The following is a 19,339-nucleotide window of genomic DNA, read 5'->3' as shown; positions in this document are numbered from 1 at the left end:
TTAGGGAATGCGGCGCCGATGTCGCATTTGGCGCGGCATTTTTGCAACGCTCGCACGGCGCGCGCGTGTAGGGTGAGAAAAAATCAACCTTAAAAATTAGGGTTAAGTGGCGCTTAAACATTTGCTGGCATTGTCCCCCCGTGAGTTTCCAGAACGTGAGGCGCTCGTATTCAGCCTCACCGGCCATAAGGACGAAGCCAATGCGTAGCGTTAAGTCTCTCCTTGCCGCGGGTGCGGCAACCCTGATCTCGTCGATGGCGTTCGCCGCCGATATGCCGATCGCCGCCCCCCCTCCGATGTACGCGCCGCCGGCTCCGCCCGCCGACTTCGGCGGCTGGTATCTGCGCGGCGACATCGGCATGACCAACCAGAGCGCGAAGCGCATCGAGAGCGCCCTGCCGGCCGGGTACTCGAAGACGACGGAAGGCCTCGGCTTCGACTCCTCGCCGCTGTTCGGCCTCGGCGTCGGCTATCGCTTCAACAACTGGTTCCGCGCCGACGTCATCGGCCAGTACCGGGGCAAGGCCAATTTGCACGGTAGCGACAATGTCGTGGGACCCGGCTTCGTCGGCGTCAACAACTACAGCGGCAGCAAGTCCGAGTGGCTCGTGATGGCCAACGCCTATGTCGACCTCGGCACCTGGTGGTGCGTCACTCCGTTCATCGGCGCGGGCGTCGGCGGCTCCTACAACAAGCTCAGCGGCTTCCGCGACGACGGCGTGTCCTACAGCCCGCTGCTCAACAACAGCGTCGCCTACTTTGCCGACAACGGAAAGTGGAACCTCGCCTGGGCCGCTCACGCCGGTCTTGCCTACAAGGTCAATCCCGGCTTCACCGTCGAACTGGCCTACAGCTACATGAACCTCGGCGATGCCGCGCCCGGCAACTACCGTTTGTTCGACAACAGCGCTTCCGGCCCGACCTCGATCAAGGTCAGGGACATCACCTCGCACGACGTCAAGCTCGGCGTGCGCTGGGATCTCAACAGCCCGCCGGCCTACGTGCCGCCGCCGCTGGTCACCAAGGGCTGATCGCAACCTGATCGGTTAGGACTCCTTAACGGCGCGGGATCATCCCGCGCCGTTTTGCTTTGCGTATTTTTCATGGCGAGGTGCGGCGAAGGCGCCTGGCGCAACCATTGGTTAAGGTTAACAGGCGATGATCATCGCAACAGTTCGAGTCCGATGGAGCGTGGTGATGCGTAGGCTGGTGTTGGCAGCGGCGATGTTGGGGACGGTGTCTGCCGCGCAAGCGGCCGACATGCCGGACCTGCCCGTGCTGCGCGGCGGCTTCGCCGACGGTCTGTCGAAGACCTCCGTCAATTGGAATGGCTTCTATGTCGGCGGTCATGGCGGTTATACCGCAGATGCCACGGATTTCAGTCAGAGCGTGGTCGGACTGACCAACTACATCTTCCGCGACAGCGTACTCCAGGGGCCGACCTCGACGTGGTCGCTGCTGAACAAGACCAACACTCAAAGCACCAATTTCGGTGGCTTCGTCGGCCGCAACTGGCAATGGTATGATGCCGTTCTCAGTCTCGAGGGCACTTACAGCTACTTCAACGATATGGCGACATTGACGTCAGGAACCAACTCGCTCGTCATCGTCAACCCGCCTGGTGAGGTGCGGGCGCCCGGCGTCACCAACAACTATGCCGTCACGCTGACGGGTGCCGCGGCGGCACAGGTCAAAGACATGGTGACGCTCCGCGGCCGCGTGGGTTGGGACGGCGGCAGCTTCATGCCTTATGCCTTCATGGGCGCTGCCGTCGGGCGAATGGACGTGTCGCGCACCGTGACCAGCAGCGTCTCGATGCGACAGGACACGACGACGACGGATTTCTTCGGCAACACCACGACGATACTTGGAACGTGGGGCCCGGTTCCTGCGCAGTCAGGCACGCAAGGTCAGCACAGGACCAATACGTACGCAGTGGGTTGGACCGCCGGCCTCGGGCTCGAATACTGCGTTTGGGACGGCTTGTTCGCCCGCATCGAATACGAATATGTGAGATTCTCGCCCGTCATGAACACGCAGGTGACGTTGAACAACGCGCGCCTCGGCGTCGGCTACAAGTTCTGAGCCGTCCGCTTCCTGTTGACAGCTGCGCTTCGTCCTGATGCTCTCTCGTTCCGAAAGCGGGGCGGCAGCGATGAAGATCTACGGCGACAGCAATTCCGGCAATTGTCTCAAGGTGAAGTGGGTCTGCGACAAGCTCGCTGTGCCCTACCAGTGGATCGAGATCGACACCCGCAAGGGCGAGACGCGCACGCCGCAATTCCTGAAGATGAACGGCGCCGGCCAGGTGCCGACCGTCGCATTCGACGACGGCCGTACGCTGGCGCAGTCCAACGCCATCATCCGCTATGTCGCCCGCGACAGCGTGCTGGTTCCGCGCGACGCCTTCACGGCGGCCAAGATGGACGAATGGCTGTTCTGGGAGCAGTACAGCCACGAGCCTTATATCGCCGTGTGCCGCTTCCTCATGGTCTATCTCGGCAAGGATGCCTCCGAGCTCGATCCTGAAAAGGTCAAGCGCGGCTATGCGGCGCTCGACCGCATGGAGCAGCATCTCGCCGCCAGCCGCTTGTTCGCCGGCGAGGAGGTGTCGCTCGCCGACGTGTCGCTGCTCGCCTATACGCGCCTCGCGCATGAAGGTGGCTTCGACCTCGGCCGTTATGCCTCCGTCCGCCGCTGGATCGGCGACGTCGAAGCGTTTCTCGGCCTTCCGCCGGCGCGCTGAGGTGCGGAGTCGCCTGACATGAATGCCGAAGCCGTCTCTATCCGTCCCGCGCGCCGCGAGGACGTCGTCGCCATCGTGGCGATGCTCGCCGACGATCATCTCGGCCGCGCGCGCGAGCGCGTGGAGGATCCGTTGCCGTCCTCCTATTACGACGCATTCGCGCGGATCGCGCGCGATCCGAATCTGACGCTGGTGGTTGCCGAGAGTGAGGGCAGGGTGGTCGGCTGCCTGCAACTCGCGATTCTGCCGGGCCTGAGCTCGCAGGGCGGATCCCGCGGACTGCTCGAGGACGTTCGCGTTGCCACCGAGTGTCGCAGCCGCGGCATCGGCGAGCAATTGGTGCAATGGGCCGTGACGGAAGCAAAGGCGCGCGGCTGCAATCTGGTCGAGTTGCTCACGCATCAGACGCGCGTCGATGCGCAGCGCTTCTACAAGCGGCTCGGCTTCACGGCGAGTCACGTCGGCATGACTGTCCGCTTTTGAGGCAGCGCGACGCGAGCGCTTCGCAGCCGGCGAAAAGCGGGCTTTTCATTCGGTCGTGTTAAGAGCCGGTAAACTACCGCTCCGTCGTTCACATTGATGAAGGAACGAAGGGTGCTACGGGGGCATCTGACACCGGGCTCGCTCGGTTCGGGACATTTCAATGACAAGCTATTCGATGATCAAGGTCGGCAACGACTACGTCGTGCAGGCCAATGACAAATGCATTTTGAAGGTCGGAAGCCGCCGCAAGGCGGCGCAATTGATCAGCGATGCCACGGACTTGCTGAACGCGCTCACTGTTGTGCAATCCCCCGATATTGCACCGGAAGCGCCATCACTGGCGCGTGAGGCCCCGGAACTTCCTTGACGGACCTTCCCGATTCCCGTATCAGCCGCGGCGGGACACCTCCCCCCAACGGGAGGCTTACTATCTGGAAGGGTAGATCATGACTGTAGCGAAGCCCGCTTCGCGGCCGACCGTGCCGCATTTCTCCTCCGGCCCCTGCGCCAAGCGCCCCGGCTGGAACGCCCAAAATCTCAAGGACGCAGCTCTCGGCCGCTCGCATCGCGCGAAGATCGGCAAGGCCAAGCTCAAGCTCGCGATCGACCTGACGCGCGAAGTGCTCGAGGTCCCCGCCGATTACCGCATTGGCATCGTGCCGGCCTCCGATACCGGCGCGGTCGAGATGGCGCTGTGGTCGCTGCTTGGCGCACGGCCGGTCACCACGCTCGCCTGGGAATCCTTCGGCGAGGGCTGGGTCAGCGACATCGTCAAGGAATTGAAGCTCAAGGACGTCACTAAGCTCAATGCGGCCTACGGTGAGATCCCCGATCTGTCGAAGGTCGATCCCAAGAGCGACGTCGTCTTCACCTGGAACGGCACCACGTCGGGCGTGCGCGTTCCGAACGCGGACTGGATCAGCGCGAGCCGCGAAGGCCTGACCATCTGCGATGCGACCTCCGCCGCATTTGCGCAGCCGCTCGACTGGGCCAAGCTCGACGTCGTCACCTTCTCCTGGCAGAAGGCGCTCGGCGGCGAGGCCGCGCATGGCATGCTGATCCTGTCGCCCCGCGCGGTGGAGCGGCTCGAGACCTACAAGCCGGCCTGGCCGCTGCCGAAGATCTTCCGCATGACCAAGGGCGGCAAGCTCAACGAAGGCATCTTCGTCGGCGAGACCATCAACACGCCGTCGATGCTCTGCGTCGAGGATTATCTCGATGCGCTGAACTGGGCCAAGTCGATCGGCGGTCTCAAGGCGCTGATCGCGCGCGCCGATGCCAACACCAAGGTGCTGGCGGACTGGAAGGCGAAGACGCCCTGGATCGACTTCCTCGCCAAGGACGCTTCGATCCGCTCCAACACCTCGGTGTGCCTGAAGTTCACCGATCCCGCGATCACCTCGCTCTCCGAGGACGCGCAGGCGGAGTTCAGCAAGAAGCTGGTGGCCCTCGTCGAGAAGGAAGGCGCGGGCTACGACTTCGCCTATTACCGCGACGCGCCGGCCGGCCTGCGCATCTGGTGCGGCGCCACGGTGGAAGCAAAGGACGTCGAGCTGCTGACGCAGTGGATCGACTGGGCCTTCGCCGAGACCAAGGCCACGCTCGCGAAGGCGGCGTAAGCAAACCTAATCCTCGTCATGGCCGGGCTTGACCCGGCCGTCCATCAATCAAGAGAGATGGATCCGCGGGTCAAGACCGCGGATGACGTGCCGTAAATGCAGCACGCACAACGGATCATCCCCATGACCAAACCCAAAGTTCTCATTTCCGACGCGCTCTCGCCCGCTGCCGTGCAGATCTTCAGGGATCGCGGCGTCGAGGTCGACTTCCAGCCCAATCTCGGCAAGGACAAGGACAAGCTGGCCGAGATCATCGGCAATTACGACGGCCTTGCGATCCGCTCCGCGACCAAGGCGACCGCCAAGATCCTCGAGAAGGCGGCCAGGCTGAAGGTGATCGGCCGCGCCGGCATCGGCGTCGACAATGTCGAGATCCCGGCCGCGACGGCCAAGGGCATCATCGTGATGAACACACCGTTCGGCAATTCGATCACGACCGCCGAGCACGCCATCACCCTGATGCTCGCGCTCGCCCGCGAGATCCCGCAGGCCGATGCCTCGACGCAGGCCGGCAAGTGGGAGAAGAACCGCTTCATGGGCGTGGAGATCACCGGCAAGGTGCTGGGCGTCGTCGGCTGCGGCAATATCGGCTCGATCGTCGCCGACCGCGCGCTCGGCCTGCGCATGAAGGTGATCGCGTTCGACCCGTTCCTGTCGCCGGAGCGCGCCAAGGACATCGGCGTCGAGAAGGTCGATCTCGACGATCTGCTCAGGCGCGCCGACTTCATCACGCTGCACACGCCGCTGACCGAGAAGACCAAGAACATCATCGACGCGGCCGCGATCGCCAAGATGAAGAAGGGCGTGCGCCTGATCAATTGCGCCCGCGGCGGTCTCGTCGACGAGCAGGCGGTGGTCGATGCGCTCAACGCCAAGCACATTGCCGGCGCCGCCTTCGACGTCTTCGTCGAGGAGCCCGCGACCAAGAGCGTGCTGTTCGGCCATCCCAACGTGATCTGCACGCCGCATCTCGGCGCCTCCACCACCGAGGCTCAGGAGAACGTCGCGCTGCAGGTTGCCGAGCAGATGTCGGATTACCTGCTCACCGGCGCGATCTCGAACGCGGTCAACTTCCCCTCGATCACGGCGGAAGAAGCGCCGAAGCTGAAACCGTTCATCGCGCTCGCCGAGAAGCTCGGCTCGTTCGCCGGCCAGCTCACCGAGAGCGGCATCCTCAAGGTCGAGATCACCTATGAGGGCCACGTCGCCGAGATGAAGATCAAGGCGATCACCTCCGCGGTGCTGTCGGGCCTGCTGCGGCCCATGCTGGGCGAGGTCAACGTCGTGTCCGCGCCGGTCGTCGCCAAGGAGCGCGGCATGGTGGTGGACGAGATCGTCCGCGCCGCGCAGAGCGATTATGAGAGCCTGATCACCGTCACGGTCACCACCGAGCGGCAGGAGCGGTCGGTCTCGGGCACCGTCTATGCAGACGGCAAGCCGCGCCTCGTCGACATCAAGGGCATCCGCGTCGACGCCGAGTTCGGCAAGTCGATGATCTACGTCACCAACGAGGACAAGCCGGGCTTCATCGGCAAGTTCGCGGGGCTTCTGGGCGACGCCAAGATCAACATCGCGACCTTCCATCTCGGCCGGGTCGCTCCGGGCAGCGATGCCATTGCGCTGGTCGAGGTCGACGGTGTGGTGCCGGCCGACGTGCTCGCCAAGGTGCAGGCCCTGCCGCAGGTCAAGCAGGCCAAGGCGCTGACGTTCTGAGCGGCTCCCACCGGCGTCATGGCCGGGCATAGCAGTCCGAAGGACGGCGTCGCTTCCGCTCGCCTATGTCCCGGCCATCCACGTCTTGCCGCTCGGCGCGAAGAACGTGGATGCCCGGGCCTTCGCCGCGCCGAAGCGGCTTCGGCCGCGCAGGCGGGACAAGCCCGGGCATGACGTGTGGATAGAGCGGGCGCGCACGCCCCGGAATGACGATCATCATATCATATATTCCGACACGCGGAACAACGCCGTCTCCATCGCCGGAGGCGGCGTTTTCATTTTCCCCACCCCCAATCTTTGTGTACCAATGGCGTCAGGACGCTCCGTTCCAAATCGTTCGACAAGGGAGAAAACAATGCGTGAAGCCGTCATCGTTTCCTATGCGCGCACGGGCCTGGCGAAATCCGGCCGCGGCGGGTTCAACATCACGCCGCCGATGTCGCTCGCGGCCCACGCCATTCATCACGCGGTGGACCGCGCCGGCGTCGAGAAGGACTATGTCGAGGACTGCTATCTCGGCAATTGCGCCCATGGCGCGCCGAACATCGGCCGCCAGGCCGCGCTGCTCGCGGGGCTGCCGAAGACCACCGCCGGCGTGTCGGTGAACCGCTTCTGCTCGTCGGGCCTGCAGACCATCGCGATGGCCGCCAACTCGATCCGCTCCGACGGCGCCGATTGCATCGTCGCCGGCGGCGTCGAGAGCATCTCGATTCCCGGCGGCGGCACGCCGAAGGAATCGGTCGATCCGGAACTGCTCAAGGTCGCCCCCGACATCTTCATGGCGATGATCGACACCGCCGACATCGTCGCCGAGCGCTACAAGCTCAGCCGTGAATATCAGGACGAGTTCTCGCTGGAATCGCAGCGCCGCATGGCCGCGGCCCAGCAGGCGAACAAGTTCAAGGACGAGATCGTCCCGATGAAGACCAAGATGAAGGTCGTCGACAAGCAGACCAAGGCCGAGTCGATCGTGGACTACACCGTCGATCGCGACGAATGCAATCGCCCCGAAACGACGATGGAAGGATTGGCAAAGCTCGAGCCGGTGAAGGGCCCGGGCAAGTTCGTCACCGCCGGCAATGCCAGCCAGCTCTCCGACGGCGCCGCCGCGGTGGTGCTGATGGAAGCCAAGGACGCCGAGAAGCGTGGCCTCAAACCGCTCGGCCGCTTCGTCGCCTGGGCCACCGCCGGCTGCGAGCCGGACGAGATGGGCATCGGCCCGGTGTTCGCGATTCCGAAGCTCCTCAAGCGCACCGGCCTCAAGATCGACGACATCGATCTGTGGGAGCTCAACGAGGCCTTCGCCAGCCAGTGCCTGTATTGCCGCGACCAGCTCGGCATCGATCCCGCCAAGTACAACGTCAACGGCGGCTCGATCGCGATCGGCCATCCCTTCGGCATGACCGGCGCCCGTCTCACCGGCCATCTCTTGCAGGAAGGCGCCCGCCGCAAGGCCAAGTGGGGCGTGGTGACGATGTGCATCGGCGGCGGCCAGGGCGGCGCCGGCCTGTTCGAGATCTATCACTAAAGGCCCAAGTCTCGCGCAGACAAGGAAGCACGGCGCTGGTGAAGCGCCGTGCTTCTTTTTTGGAACTGTGCCTGTGCACGTCACCGTGCACAACGGCGAGCATTGTAGTGAAATACACGTATTAATACGTGCCCGCAAATTAACGGAAGCTTTCACTGAATATCGCTTCATCAATGGCATCGCTCACCACCAGCTTGGTTCACGATGCGGCTCCTCTCCCTGCGACTCACTCACAAGATCACCGCGATCGGCGTCATTGGCGTCATCGGCGTCGTCCTGATCGGCGGCATTCACCTCTACGGCGAGCGGAGGATGGGCGTCTATCGCGACGCGGCCGAGGATGCGCGCACCGTGTTCGAGCTGAACAACAGGATCGCGGTCGAGCTGCTCGAGGCGCGCCGCGCCGAGAAGGATTTTCTGCTGCGCAGCGATCCGGCCAGGGCGCAGCGACAGGTCGAGATCGGCCGGCAGGTGGCGCTCGACATCGAGACGCTCCGCGGCAAGATCGCAGCGCTCGGCCAGCCCGAGCTGGCGCAGAAGATCGACGCGATGAATGCGTCGCTGAAGACCTATCAGGCCCGCTTCGCCGCGGTGGTGGAGGAACGGCAGCGGCTTGGCCTCGACGAGAAGTCCGGGCTCGAAGGCCGCCTGCGCGCTTCCGTCCACGGTATCGAGAGCCAGGTCGACCAGTTCCAGAATTCCGAGCTCAAGGTCATCATGCTGATGATGCGCCGGCATGAGAAGGATTTCATGCTGCGCCGGAACGCCAGATATGGCGAGGAGATGAAGAAGCGCGCGTCGGAGTTTGCCGCCGGGCTCGATGCGGCAGCCATTGCCGACGGCGCCAAGGCCGAGCTGCGCCAGAAGCTCGCCGACTATCAGCGCGACTTCTCCGCCTGGATGGAGACCGCGCTGAAGCTGGCGGCCGAATCGAAGGCGATGTCCGAGGCCTTCGCGTCGGTCGAGCCCGTGATCGAGCAGGTCTCGACATCGGTCGACCGCATCCGCGCCGATGCCGACCGTCTCAACGAGGCCGAGCGCACCAGCATCCAGTTCTGGATTGCGGTGGCGATCGCGCTGATTGCGACGAGCGTGCTCGGCCTCGGCATCTTCATCGGACGTTCGGTCTCGAGGCCTTTGACCGCGATGCGCGCGGCGATGATCGAGCTTGCCAACGGCAATTTCGCTATCGTTCTTCCCGGCCTCGGCCGGCCCGACGAGATCGGCGAGATCGCGCAAGCCGTCGAGACTTTCAAGATCAACGCCGAGCGGAAGGCGCAGGAGGAGGCCGAAGAGAAGATCAGGCAGGACAAGCTCGCCGCCGAGCGCCGCCGCGCCGACATGATCAGGATGGCCGACGATTTCGAAGGCGCGATCGGCGAGATCGTCGAGACCGTGTCGTCGGCGGCCAACGAGCTCGAGGCGTCGGCGACGTCGCTGACCACGACCGCCAGCCGCTCGACCGAGCTTGCCACGCTGGTCGAGGCGGCGTCCGAGGAAGCGGCGACCAACGTGCAGTCGGTGGCGTCCGCCGCCGAGGAGCTGACCGCCTCCGTCAACGAGATCAGCCGCCAGGTGCAGGCCTCCGCGCGCATGGCGGGCGAGGCCGTCACCCAGGCCGGGCAGACCAACGATCGCGTCAGCGAATTGTCCAAGGCGGCCGCGCGCATCGGCGACGTGGTCGAGCTCATCAACGCCATCGCCGGCCAGACCAATCTCTTGGCGCTGAACGCCACCATCGAGGCCGCGCGCGCGGGCGAAGCCGGACGCGGCTTTGCCGTGGTGGCCTCGGAAGTGAAGGCCCTGGCCGAGCAGACCGCGAAGGCGACCGGTGACATCGGTCAGCAGATCTCGAGCATCCAGGTCGCGACGCAAGATTCCGTCGGTGCGATCAAGACCATCGGCGGCACCATCGAGCGCCTGTCCGAAATCTCCTCCACCATCGCGGCTGCGGTGGAAGAGCAGGGCGCCGCGACGAGCGAGATCTCGCGCAACGTCCAAAGCGCCGCCGCCGGCACCACGCAGGTCAGCGCCAACATCTCCAGCGTGCGCCAGGGCGCGACCGAGACGGGATCCGCCTCCTCGCAGGTGCTGTCCGCGGCGCAATCGCTGTCGAACGACAGCAGCCGGCTGAAGATCGAGGTGAGCAGGTTTTTGGAGACGGTGCGGGCGGCGTGAGCCCCCGCCGTCATTCCGGGGCGTCGCGAAGCGACGAGCCCGGAATCCATTGCACCACCATTGATGCGGATCGATGGATTCCGGGCTCGCGCCAAGAGGCGCGCCCCGGAATGACGGCTTGAGCGTGGCGACGCCTACGCCCCCGCCAGCGCTGGCGCGAGCACCACCTCGATCAGCGTGCCGTGGCCGGCGCTCTTGATGTTGAACCGGGCGCGGTTGGCTTCGACCAGCGCTTTCGTCAGCGACAGGCTCAGCGCCGAGCTGTCGGCGGCATCGCCCGGCGGCGGCGTGCGGAACGGCTCCATCGCGGCGGCGACTTCGCGCTCGGAAAGGCCATGGCCGGTGTCGCGGATGCGCAGCGCGATCTCGCCGCGATCGGTCAGCGCGGTCGAGACGATGACCTGGCCGCCGGCGCTGGCGAGCCGGATCGAGTTCGAGATCAGGTTCATGGTGATCTGCCGCATCGCGCGCGCATCGACGCTCACCTGCGGCAGCGCATGGGCGAGCGAGGTGCGGATGATGATGCGCTCGCGGTTGGCCTGCGGCTGCATCACCGTCACGCAGGCCTCGACCAAATCGTTCAGGTTCAAATTCGCGAAATTCAGATCGAGCTTGCCGGTCTCGATCCGCGACAGCTCCAGGAGGTCGTCGATGATGGCGATGACGCGCTCGCCGGAAGCGCGGATGTCCTTCATGTATTCGCCGTAGCGCTCGTTGCCGAGCGCGCCGAAGCGCTCGGAGATCATCACCTCGGCAAAGCCGATGATGGCGTTGAGCGGCGTGCGGATCTCGTGGCTGATCCGCGCCAGCATGTCGGCCTTGGCGTTGGCCGCGCCGTCGACGAGGCGGCGGGCCTTCGTCAATTCGCTCTCGCCCTTCTTCGCGTGCGAGAGATCGCGGAACACGGCGAAGAAGTTCGGCCCGTCGGGGCGGGTGCGGCCCATGATCATCGCGAGCGGAATGACGCCGCCCTTCTTCTCGCGGCCCAGCACCTCGCGGCCGTGATCGAGCAGGCTCGCGATGTCCTGGCTCTTCAGGCTTTCCAGATAATCCGCGACGATCTGCTGGCTCTCGGGGGCGAACAGCGTCAGCAAATTCTGCTGCAGCAGCGCCTCGCCGTCATAGCCGAACAGCGCCTCCGCGCTGCGGTTGCAGGCGTGGATGTTGCCTTCGGCATCGAACATCACGATGCCCTCGGCTGTGGTGTCGAGGATGGCGGCGAGATCCTCGGCATCGGCATCGCCGGCCGCGGGCTCCGCGTCCGCGGCGTCAGGCTCTGCGGCCACCACGGTCTCTGCGACGGCAGCCGCCGCGATCGGCGCCGCCGGCGGCAGCGCGCAGATCAGCGCATGCGCGCTGTCGCCGTCCCACTCGATCGTGTGCAGATGCGCTTCCGTCGCGGGCGGCGGCGTTTCGCCGTTCGCGATTGTCGCGCTGATCGTCACAGGCGTGCCGCCTTGCGTGGTGCTGCTGGCCGCCGACACGCCCGGCTCGACATAGAGCGCATCCAGCCCGCCGGCATGCTCCAGCGCGTTCAGGCCGTCATAGCCGATGCGCGCGAGGAAGGCGGGATTGGCGTAGAGCAGGCGGTCGAGCCGGTAGATCAGGATGCCCGTCGGCAACAGGTCGAGCAGCGTGCGGTCGCGCGCGCTCATCCCGCGCGGCGGCGGTGCGGGCTCGGTCAGCCATTCGGCTGCGGCCTGCGGCGGCTCCGGCTCCGGTGCTTCGGCGCTGACCTCCGCCACTGGTCCGGCCGCGTCGGTCGTGATGGTCTCGCGCTCGCGTTCGAGCCGCTCGGACAATTGCCGCGCGAGCTCGTTGAACGCGCTGTTCTCGACCGGCGTCAACGTCGGCGGCCGCGTATCGCCGGCGACGCGGAACGGCACGACATTGGGAGGCGTTTCCACGGGCGTGTCCAGTTCGGTTGGGTGTGAAGTCTCGCTTGTGGGCTCTGGCAGGTCGGGTTCGGCTTGCGGTTCAGGCTCGGCTTGCGGCTCAGGCTCGGATGGCGCGATCGGCGGTGCCTCTGCTTCGCCCTCCGCCTCAGCTTCCGCCGCCGCTTCAGGCTCGGGCTCCGCATCGAACGCGACGGCCTCAGTGGAGCGATCCTGTGCCGGCGGCTCGACCAGCAGCTCGAAGCGCCTGAGCGCCTCGAGCCGGTTGAGCGCGTCGAGATCGCGGCAGACGCCGAAGCCGCGGAAGCCGGCGAATTCACGGTTGCGGTCGTAGACCGGCAGGCCCGCGAGCTCGACCGGAATGTGCTCGCCGCCGTCGGCCGGCCAGTTCACTGTGATGCCGGCCCAGGTATCCTTGCTTTCGAGCGCCTTCGCCACGCGCCCCTCGGGATCGAGCGAGAATTCCTCGGCGATCTCGCGCCAGGGGCGGCCGAAGCCGGCGGCCGTATGCGTGCCCATCAGGCGGATGAATTCATCGGAGCCGAGCACAAAGCGGCCCTCTTCATCCATCTGCCAGAGGAAGCGCAGCGGATGCTGACGCGGTGCGGGCGGCTCTTGGTGGCTAGAAGAGTCCTGGCCCGAAGTCGGCTCGACCATGCCTGCATTGATCGGCGCGGGCTGCGGCGACACAATGGCTTGCGGCTGGTTTTCAACCGGAGTTTTGGCCGCCGCGGGGACGACCGGCTCCGGCGTCGGCGCAATCGTCTCGGTGGGCGGTTCGGCCGGCTCAGTGAATGCGTCGAACAGCGCAATCGCAGACGGTGCCTCGTCTGGCGCAGGCTGTGCGTCCTCCGGCACCGCGGCCGGAGGCTGCGCGGGCGTGACGTCGGGCGCGGCCTCGTGCGCCGCCGTGGAGGCGGCCGGCTCGATCAGCGCGACCAAGCCGATATCGGCGCCGCTGCCGACCCGCTGCAGAACCATCTGGCCGATGCCGATCGGCGTCGCAGCGCGGCCGGTTGCCAGCGCATCGCTGCGGGCGCGGTCGAGCCCGGCCTCGAGCAGATCGCGGAAGCCGAGCAGGGGGCGCGCGGCCTCGCTCGCGCCGACGAACAGCCCGTCCGGCGCGAACGCCGCCATCGGCACCTTCGCGCCGGCGACCAGCCGATGCAGCCGCTCGACCAGCGGCATGGTGCGCAGCGTCGGGTCCATCGCGATGACCAGCACCGCATGGCCGCCGTCGGCAAAGTCGAGCCGCGCGCAAGCACAGGTCATCAGCGCCCCTAACCGGGCGCCGAAGCCGCGCAGCCGCTGCAGCCGCATTGCGCCGTTCGCCGGCAGCTGGGGGGCGAGCCTGACGATTTGGCGGCGATGGCTGTCGGCGGGGCCGAACACCTTGTCCGCAAGGCCGGCGCTGTTGGCCGCGCCGAACAGTTTTGCGCCGACCGGATTGGCCCACAGCACGCGCGCGCCGTCGGTCGACCATAGCCAGGCCGGCAGGGCAGAGGTCGCATGCACGGCCAGCCGCGGATCGCCCACCCCTCGCAACTGGAAATCCGAACGCGTCATCAGGCCGGCTGCATCTCACGCTTCACGAGTGGCGGCTGCCGGGAATGACAGCCTTAAGAAAGGGTTAGTATCGCCCGGAAGGCGCGACCAGGTCCACGGCCCAAAGCCCGCGATGGATCCCCAAGCGGCGATAACCTTAATCCCGTCAACCCCGCAAGCCGAGCCGACGTTGCATCCAAGGGATTCAAGGGGTGGGGCGCTTGCGAAGAGACGCACCCGCGCGGCATCTCAGGTGCCCATCCTCCCCTAGAGGGGTCCGGGACGAGCGAAGCTCGCCCGTAGATCGGTTCGCACGCAGCGAAGCGGAGAGCGAACCGAGGTGGGGTGACAGTCTCTCCCCACAGGCGGTCCCCGAGCGGAGAGATCACCCCACCCCGGCTCGCATCGCTGACGCGTTGCGAGCCGACCCTCCCCATCCAGGGGGAGGGTAAGAGCGCGTGTGTTGCCGGGCGCATCCCACTACCTCAACCCCCGGTTCCCCCATACCGGAACCTCATCCTCCCCGAGATTAAATTTCGCATCGCACCCCTCTGCCGCGTTGCGATGCACAATGTTGACATGATAGGCAGCCATAATTCTGGCGCTGGGCGAGCCATCACCTTTGTTTCGCGTTTCCAGTCTTCGTACCCGCTCAATGCGCAGGGCCCATGGTCGGGGCCGGCGGGCGCGCCAGAAAGGCTCACTCCATTTTTTCAATTAGCGTGAGGGACCAACATGACAGGTGCGACTGATCCGTTTTCTGCCTCGATCATCCCGTTCGAGGTTCCCGAGCAGATGCGTGCGTTCGCCGAGAAGGGCGCGGCGCAGGCCCGCGAGAGCTACGCCAAGTTCAAGGACGCCGCCGAGACCCACAACGGCACCGTCGAGGCCGTGTTCACCTCGGCCTCCAAGGGCGCAAGCGAGTACACCGCCAAGCTGGTCGAGTTCATGAAGGCCAATTCGAACGCCCAGCTCGACTTCGCCCAGCAGCTGTTCGGCGCCAAGTCGCCGACCGAAGCGATGGAGCTGTGGACCGGCCACGCCCGCAAGCAGCTCGAGACCTACCAGGCCCAGGCCAAGGAGCTGGTCGAGCTCACCCAGCGCGTCGCCAACGAGACCGCCGAGCCGATCAAGGCCAGCGCCTCCAAGTACTACCCTTCCGCCGCCTGAGTGGTGAGTTTGGTGTGACATGCGAAACCCGGGCCCGAAAGGCCCGGGTTTTTCTTTTGGAAATGGGTTCGCCCGGCTCGCGCCCAGCACTCCGTCCACCTCTCCCAAAGGGAGAGGTCGGACCGCCCCCGGCGATGCGAAGCATCGTCCGGCGCGGGCCGGGTGAGGGGCTCAGGTCTCACTGCCCGCCGCGGCCCCTCACCCGGATCGCTCCGGCGCGCATTCGCGCACCAAAGCAATCCGACCTCTCCCCGCCGGCTAGAGGTGATCCCGCCCGACCGATCGACCGGTTTTCCTCGTGCTGAAGAGGGGAAATATCGGGTTCTGCGGCCTTGCCAAACCGGGCCGTTGCACCTAGTTTCCGCCCCGTCCAGCCCCCTCAGGCATCAAGCCTTTTCAGGCAGCCCAAGGCGCGGCTCGCAAGGATGCAGTTGTAGCTCAGTTGGTTAGAGCGCCTGTCTGTGGAACAGGAGGTCGGTGGTTCGAGCCCACCCAACTGTACCAACGATCGCAGTGATTGGCGCGCGATGCAGCATTGCTCCGACCGCTGAATTTCGACGCATCGTTAGACCAGCCAAAATGTTGGCGGGGCATTGCTCACCGCTACTTGGTGATCGCCCGCGGATTGCGGTTTGAGCCCAAGTGCGACGACGCTTGAATCCATCACTGCATGTGCTTAGATGCCAATTGGCAAGATTATTTTGGCATTTGGCAAGAGGCTGCCGAGGCAGAAACTATGGGTAAGAACGAGCGTAGTGGCAAAGGCGTTGCTCGAGATTCTTCGCGGGGCGTTCGCGCCCCCGGCTCCCAGACTAGCAAGCAGATCAAGGCGATTGCAGCGTCGGCCCTTACTCAGCGGCCTGACCATAAGAGGGGGTCTCGTAAATCTCCTTCGGCAGGGCTTGAACGCCTCTCCGCCGCTGAGCCGGACCAGACCTATCAACCGCAACCCGGCGCTGTTGTCGTGCGAGGGCATTTCGATGCGGTCACGGGGCTCTCGACGATCACCGATGCGCCGTCGCTCGGGCTCGGCAGAACCGCGGATGAAGCGCACTCCTCGGCCGAGCTGTTCGACGTCGTGATCGACGGCAACAGATTGTTTCGCATCGAGCCCGCTGCGCTCAAACGCCTTGCCAATTACAGCGATGACGAAATCCACGCGCTCGTCGTGCCCAAGCGCACGCTCGCGCGGCGGCTGTCGGACGGCGAGCCGCTGACGGTCGAGGAGACCGACAAGGCCGTTCGGCTGGCGCGGGTCGACCGGCTCGCCGCAAATGTCTTCGGCGATGCGGCAAAGGCGCACCGCTGGCTGCGCAAGCCGAAGAAGGCGCTGGGCGGAGAGACGCCGCTCGCATACCTCGCGACGGAGGCTGGAGCGCGCGTGGTTGAGGAGATGTTGCATCGGATCGATCACGGCATCCTCGCTTGAGGATTCGGCGTGCGGATCTGGCGGATCTCCAATTTCGACGATCTTTCCGGTATCGGCGGCCTGAAGGCCGACGGCCGCTGGCACGATCGCGGCCGGCACGTGGTCTACGCCGCGGATCATCCGGCTTCGGCGCTGCTCGAAGTGATGGTGCATCTGGAAATTGATGTGGAGGACTTGCCGACCAGCTACCAACTGCTTCGTATTGACGTGCCTGATAACCTGGCTGTCGAAAAGGTGAGCTTGAGCGATATTGAGAGAGTATCGCCGAATTGGGCCGGGAATCCCAGGGTGACACGTGATGTGTTGAGGCCGTGGTTCGACGAGATGCGCACGGCCGTGGTGTCGGTGCCGTCGGTCATCGTACCGTTTGCGCAGAACTATCTCATCAATCCGAGACACGTGGGTGCGGCGCGCATCCGCGTGTCTCATGTCGGGCGCTATCCTCACGACGAGCGGCTGTTTGGGCTGCGAACGGGCAAAGTCTGAGGTTGATGGTTTCCTGCTTTGCGCACGTCTGGGGCAACGTCCCGAGATCAGCCAACATCGACAACCTTGGAGCCCTGAGAAAATGATCTCAGCCGAATACTGCCGCCTTATGGCCCGCTACAACACTTGGCAGAACGCCTCTTTGGTAGCTGCCGCCGACCGGCTGACCCACGAGGATCGCTGGAAGGATCGGGGGGCGTTCTTCCAGTCGATTGCAGCTACGTTGAACCATCTCTATTGGGCTGATGCCTTGATACTGGAGCGGCTGAAAGGGAACGCGCGTCCGGAGGAAACCATCAAGCACTCCCTCGCAAATCCCTCGGATTGGGAGGCCTTCAAGGCGCTCCGCTTGCAACGGAACGAGGAAATCGAAGCGTGGTCAGCGCGATTGCGCGACGCAGACCTGAACGGGATGCTTGTTTGGTATCCAGGAGACGGTTCAACTCGGATCGAGAAGCCAAAGACGCTGGTTGCTGTTCAACTCTTCAATCACCAAACCCACCACCGAGGTCAGGTCCACGCGATGTTGACGGCAGCGGGCGCAGACCCGGAGCCGACTGACATTCATCTTCTGGCCTAGCGCGAGGGCGCTTCAATCCATCTCAGCGTCCGTCAGGAAATCATCGCCTTGACCTGCGCCGTATCCGCGAACTCGATCAACTCGACGATCTTGCCGTCCTGAAATCTGAACAGGTCCAGGATCTCGGTGCTGACCGCCTTTCCGGTCGGACGATATCGAACGTCGACGCGGGAATGGATGGCGATCCTATCTCCGTCAACCAGCTCAGCCAGGATCTCGCGGCCTTCGAAACCGAAGTCTTCGATCAATTTGCTGAAGGCACCACGCAGGCTTGGGTGTCCCTCCACGCTTCCCGTCAATTCGAGTGCATTCTTGTCCCCCATCAAGGTGAACAGACCCTTGGGATCAAAAGCGGCGACCAGACCCTCGGCATCATCATTGTCGCGTGCGGCATAGGCGCGCCGGACCACTGCGAGCATTTCTTCGCGTTGTGCCATATTCCCCTCCCTGAACGTATCAGGAGAGACTAGCGACCTTCGCGTGCAAAGGCAAAATCATCTGGAAGTGGCACGCCCCCCGGCGCGGCGGAGCAGATGGTACATTTTCGTTCCCCGCGTCTGACAGGAAATGGCGAGATGTACCGGCGAACCTTTCAGGCTCCCGCCTGTTTGTAGCAGCGGCAGGACAGACAACGCTGAGGAGCTGAGCCATGAACGGTATCATCTATATCATCGGGCTGGTCGTCGTGATTGGTGCGGTGCTCTCGTTCCTGGGTCTGCGCTGATCGAGGCAATGCTATCCGAGGCCGCGCGGCGTCGCCCGCTTGCCTTGGTCGTGGCTTGGACGCGACCGCGCGAGAACCAGCAACGCCACCACGAGCGCCACCGCCGCGCGCGGCGTGCCCAGCGCCTCGCCCTTCGAGACGACAGCGGAGCCTGTCATCGGGCCACGCTTCGCGCGGACCCGGTGGCGGTCTCCTCAGGGTGAGGATCAGCGGCAGCGGTGCCCGCGAAACTGCTGCCACGCAGTCCGTCCTCATCCTGAGGGCCCGCGAAGCGGGCGTCTCGAAGGATGCGCCGCAGTCATCTCAGCCTCCGAGCGCTACGACCCCAACCCAATGATCCTCCGCGCCATGCGCACATTGGCATAGTCGATCATCTTGCCGTCCAGCGTCACCGCGCCCTGGCCCTGCGCTTCGGCCTGCTCCATGGCCTCGACCACCCGCCGCGCCTGGGCCAGCTCCTCGGCCGACGGCGTGAACGCCCGCAGCGTCGGCTCGATCTGGTCGGGGTGGATCACCTGCTTGCCGTCAAAGCCCATCGCCGCGGCCTTTTGCGCGCTGGCCTCGGTCAGCCCAGCATCGCGGAACGCGCCGCAGGGGCCGTCGATCGCGCGCAGGCCGCAGGCGCGGGCGGCGACCAGCAGGCGCATCATCGGATAGGCGAACAGGTCGAGCGGCGCTGAGGCGTAGCCGCTTTGCGCGGAGCCGACGTGGCGGTAGCCATCCGGCGAGATGCCGATGTCGGAGGTACGGGCGCCGAGCGAGGCCGCGAGGTCGCCGACGCCGAGATGCAGTGCGGCCACGCTGTCGTGGCAGGCGGCGAGGGCGTCGACATTGACGAGGCCGAGCGCGGTCTCGATCAGCAGCTCGAGCGCAACAGGCGCGGCGCGATCCGGCGCGGCTGCGCGGAAGCGATCGGCGATGGCAACGATGTCACTCACCCGCTCCGCCTTCGGAACGATCAAAGCATCCAGCCGGGGCAGGGCCGCCAGGCAGCGGATCTCCTCTGCGATGAACGGGCTGTCGACCGCATTGAGCCTGACCGCGACGTGCTTGCTGCCCCAGTCGAGCGAGGACAGCGCGCGGGCGGCTTCCGTCAGCGCAACGCCCTTCTCGGCGGGCGGCACGGCGTCTTCGAGATCCATGAACACCGCGTCCGCCGATGATGCCGCCGCCTTGGCGACGACACGAGCGCGATGCGCGGGAACGGCGAGATAGGCCCGCGTCGGGCGCTGCGAGGCCATTC

Annotated in this window: 17 protein-coding genes and 1 tRNA gene; 14 read left to right on the top strand and 4 right to left on the bottom strand. The window is 65.2% G+C overall.

Annotated elements, in window-relative coordinates; genetic code table 11:
* Positions 1 to 200 precede the first annotated feature (200 nt).
* From I6F37_RS15400 to I6F37_RS15360, 9 genes are all read left to right on the top strand, one after another.
* Positions 201 to 1,031 carry an outer membrane protein gene (locus I6F37_RS15400; protein WP_036009511.1) on the top strand — a complete coding sequence of 277 codons (831 nt, stop codon included), beginning with the start codon at positions 201 to 203 and terminating at the stop codon, positions 1,029 to 1,031.
* 166 nt (positions 1,032 to 1,197) lie between these two features.
* Positions 1,198 to 2,085 (top strand): outer membrane protein, encoded by an 888-nt coding sequence (locus I6F37_RS15395; RefSeq protein WP_036009512.1) that lies wholly within the window; start codon positions 1,198 to 1,200, stop codon positions 2,083 to 2,085.
* Between the two features lie 70 nt (positions 2,086 to 2,155).
* On the top strand, positions 2,156 to 2,746 hold the full coding sequence (locus I6F37_RS15390) for a glutathione S-transferase family protein (protein WP_036009513.1): 591 nt from the start codon (positions 2,156 to 2,158) through the stop codon (positions 2,744 to 2,746).
* A gap of 18 nt (positions 2,747 to 2,764) precedes the next feature.
* Positions 2,765 to 3,229: a GNAT family N-acetyltransferase gene (locus tag I6F37_RS15385; protein WP_109145289.1), complete on the top strand. Its 465-nt coding sequence runs from the start codon at positions 2,765 to 2,767 to the stop codon at positions 3,227 to 3,229.
* Positions 3,230 to 3,389: 160 nt separating this feature from the next.
* Positions 3,390 to 3,596, top strand: a complete 207-nt coding sequence (locus tag I6F37_RS15380) for a hypothetical protein (RefSeq protein WP_225151841.1) — start codon at positions 3,390 to 3,392, stop codon at positions 3,594 to 3,596.
* A gap of 79 nt (positions 3,597 to 3,675) precedes the next feature.
* Positions 3,676 to 4,848 (top strand): phosphoserine transaminase, encoded by a 1,173-nt coding sequence (locus tag I6F37_RS15375; RefSeq protein ID WP_036009516.1) that lies wholly within the window; start codon positions 3,676 to 3,678, stop codon positions 4,846 to 4,848.
* A gap of 123 nt (positions 4,849 to 4,971) precedes the next feature.
* Positions 4,972 to 6,561, top strand: a complete 1,590-nt coding sequence (gene serA, locus I6F37_RS15370) for a phosphoglycerate dehydrogenase (RefSeq protein ID WP_036030940.1) — start codon at positions 4,972 to 4,974, stop codon at positions 6,559 to 6,561.
* 355 nt (positions 6,562 to 6,916) lie between these two features.
* On the top strand, positions 6,917 to 8,089 hold the full coding sequence (locus I6F37_RS15365) for an acetyl-CoA C-acyltransferase (protein ID WP_036030944.1): 1,173 nt from the start codon (positions 6,917 to 6,919) through the stop codon (positions 8,087 to 8,089).
* A 204-nt stretch (positions 8,090 to 8,293) separates the two neighbouring features.
* The gene (locus I6F37_RS15360) at positions 8,294 to 10,267 is read left to right on the top strand and encodes a methyl-accepting chemotaxis protein (RefSeq protein WP_225148074.1); all 1,974 of its coding nucleotides are present in this window, start codon (positions 8,294 to 8,296) and stop codon (positions 10,265 to 10,267) included.
* 134 nt (positions 10,268 to 10,401) lie between these two features.
* On the opposite strand, the gene I6F37_RS15355 is transcribed toward I6F37_RS15360, so the two are convergent.
* Positions 10,402 to 13,728 (bottom strand): PAS domain S-box protein, encoded by a 3,327-nt coding sequence (locus I6F37_RS15355; protein WP_225151840.1) that lies wholly within the window; start codon positions 13,726 to 13,728, stop codon positions 10,402 to 10,404.
* Positions 13,729 to 14,442: 714 nt separating this feature from the next.
* On the opposite strand from I6F37_RS15355, the gene I6F37_RS15350 reads away from it, so the two are divergent.
* The 5 genes from I6F37_RS15350 to I6F37_RS15330 all read left to right on the top strand — a co-directional run bounded on the left by I6F37_RS15350 (position 14,443) and on the right by I6F37_RS15330 (position 17,372).
* Positions 14,443 to 14,877 (top strand): phasin, encoded by a 435-nt coding sequence (locus I6F37_RS15350; RefSeq protein ID WP_036009522.1) that lies wholly within the window; start codon positions 14,443 to 14,445, stop codon positions 14,875 to 14,877.
* A gap of 427 nt (positions 14,878 to 15,304) precedes the next feature.
* Positions 15,305 to 15,381, top strand: a tRNA-His gene (locus I6F37_RS15345).
* A gap of 460 nt (positions 15,382 to 15,841) precedes the next feature.
* Positions 15,842 to 16,306, top strand: a complete 465-nt coding sequence (locus I6F37_RS45915; protein WP_036009524.1) for an antitoxin Xre/MbcA/ParS toxin-binding domain-containing protein — start codon at positions 15,842 to 15,844, stop codon at positions 16,304 to 16,306.
* 9 nt (positions 16,307 to 16,315) lie between these two features.
* On the top strand, positions 16,316 to 16,792 hold the full coding sequence (locus tag I6F37_RS15335; RefSeq protein WP_036009526.1) for an RES family NAD+ phosphorylase: 477 nt from the start codon (positions 16,316 to 16,318) through the stop codon (positions 16,790 to 16,792).
* A gap of 82 nt (positions 16,793 to 16,874) precedes the next feature.
* Positions 16,875 to 17,372, top strand: a complete 498-nt coding sequence (locus tag I6F37_RS15330; protein WP_036009528.1) for a DinB family protein — start codon at positions 16,875 to 16,877, stop codon at positions 17,370 to 17,372.
* Positions 17,373 to 17,404: 32 nt separating this feature from the next.
* On the opposite strand, the gene I6F37_RS15325 is transcribed toward I6F37_RS15330, so the two are convergent.
* The 3 genes from I6F37_RS15325 to I6F37_RS15315 all read right to left on the bottom strand — a co-directional run bounded on the left by I6F37_RS15325 (position 17,405) and on the right by I6F37_RS15315 (position 19,337).
* Positions 17,405 to 17,809: a nuclear transport factor 2 family protein gene (locus I6F37_RS15325; RefSeq protein WP_036009529.1), complete on the bottom strand. Its 405-nt coding sequence runs from the start codon at positions 17,807 to 17,809 to the stop codon at positions 17,405 to 17,407.
* A 298-nt stretch (positions 17,810 to 18,107) separates the two neighbouring features.
* Complete coding sequence (locus I6F37_RS15320; RefSeq protein ID WP_157784037.1) at positions 18,108 to 18,254, bottom strand: hypothetical protein; 147 nt, start codon at positions 18,252 to 18,254, stop codon at positions 18,108 to 18,110.
* Between the two features lie 159 nt (positions 18,255 to 18,413).
* Positions 18,414 to 19,337: a CoA ester lyase gene (locus I6F37_RS15315; protein ID WP_036009531.1), complete on the bottom strand. Its 924-nt coding sequence runs from the start codon at positions 19,335 to 19,337 to the stop codon at positions 18,414 to 18,416.
* Between the last annotated feature and the right edge of the window lie 2 nt (positions 19,338 to 19,339).

This window comes from Bradyrhizobium sp. NBAIM08 (assembly GCF_020193935.1).
In the GTDB taxonomy this organism is placed as follows: domain Bacteria; phylum Pseudomonadota; class Alphaproteobacteria; order Rhizobiales; family Xanthobacteraceae; genus Bradyrhizobium; species Bradyrhizobium yuanmingense.
Note: the sequence above shows the minus strand (reverse complement) of the source record. Positions and strands in the feature narration are given on the sequence as shown.

Excerpts from the sequence above, each read along its gene's own strand:
- I6F37_RS15400 (WP_036009511.1), top strand. The coding sequence starts at position 201 with ATGCGTAGCGTTAAGTCTCTCCTTGCCGCGGGTGCGGCAACCCTGATC.
- I6F37_RS15395 (WP_036009512.1), top strand. The coding sequence starts at position 1,198 with ATGCGTAGGCTGGTGTTGGCAGCGGCGATGTTGGGGACGGTGTCTGCC.
- I6F37_RS15390 (WP_036009513.1), top strand. The coding sequence starts at position 2,156 with ATGAAGATCTACGGCGACAGCAATTCCGGCAATTGTCTCAAGGTGAAG.
- I6F37_RS15385 (WP_109145289.1), top strand. The coding sequence starts at position 2,765 with ATGAATGCCGAAGCCGTCTCTATCCGTCCCGCGCGCCGCGAGGACGTC.
- I6F37_RS15380 (WP_225151841.1), top strand. The coding sequence starts at position 3,390 with ATGACAAGCTATTCGATGATCAAGGTCGGCAACGACTACGTCGTGCAG.
- I6F37_RS15375 (WP_036009516.1), top strand. The coding sequence starts at position 3,676 with ATGACTGTAGCGAAGCCCGCTTCGCGGCCGACCGTGCCGCATTTCTCC.
- serA (WP_036030940.1), top strand. The coding sequence starts at position 4,972 with ATGACCAAACCCAAAGTTCTCATTTCCGACGCGCTCTCGCCCGCTGCC.
- I6F37_RS15365 (WP_036030944.1), top strand. The coding sequence starts at position 6,917 with ATGCGTGAAGCCGTCATCGTTTCCTATGCGCGCACGGGCCTGGCGAAA.
- I6F37_RS15360 (WP_225148074.1), top strand. The coding sequence starts at position 8,294 with ATGCGGCTCCTCTCCCTGCGACTCACTCACAAGATCACCGCGATCGGC.
- I6F37_RS15355 (WP_225151840.1), bottom strand. The coding sequence starts at position 13,728 with ATGACGCGTTCGGATTTCCAGTTGCGAGGGGTGGGCGATCCGCGGCTG.
- I6F37_RS15350 (WP_036009522.1), top strand. The coding sequence starts at position 14,443 with ATGACAGGTGCGACTGATCCGTTTTCTGCCTCGATCATCCCGTTCGAG.
- I6F37_RS15330 (WP_036009528.1), top strand. The coding sequence starts at position 16,875 with ATGATCTCAGCCGAATACTGCCGCCTTATGGCCCGCTACAACACTTGG.
- I6F37_RS15325 (WP_036009529.1), bottom strand. The coding sequence starts at position 17,809 with ATGGCACAACGCGAAGAAATGCTCGCAGTGGTCCGGCGCGCCTATGCC.
- I6F37_RS15320 (WP_157784037.1), bottom strand. The coding sequence starts at position 18,254 with ATGACAGGCTCCGCTGTCGTCTCGAAGGGCGAGGCGCTGGGCACGCCG.
- I6F37_RS15315 (WP_036009531.1), bottom strand. The coding sequence starts at position 19,337 with ATGGCCTCGCAGCGCCCGACGCGGGCCTATCTCGCCGTTCCCGCGCAT.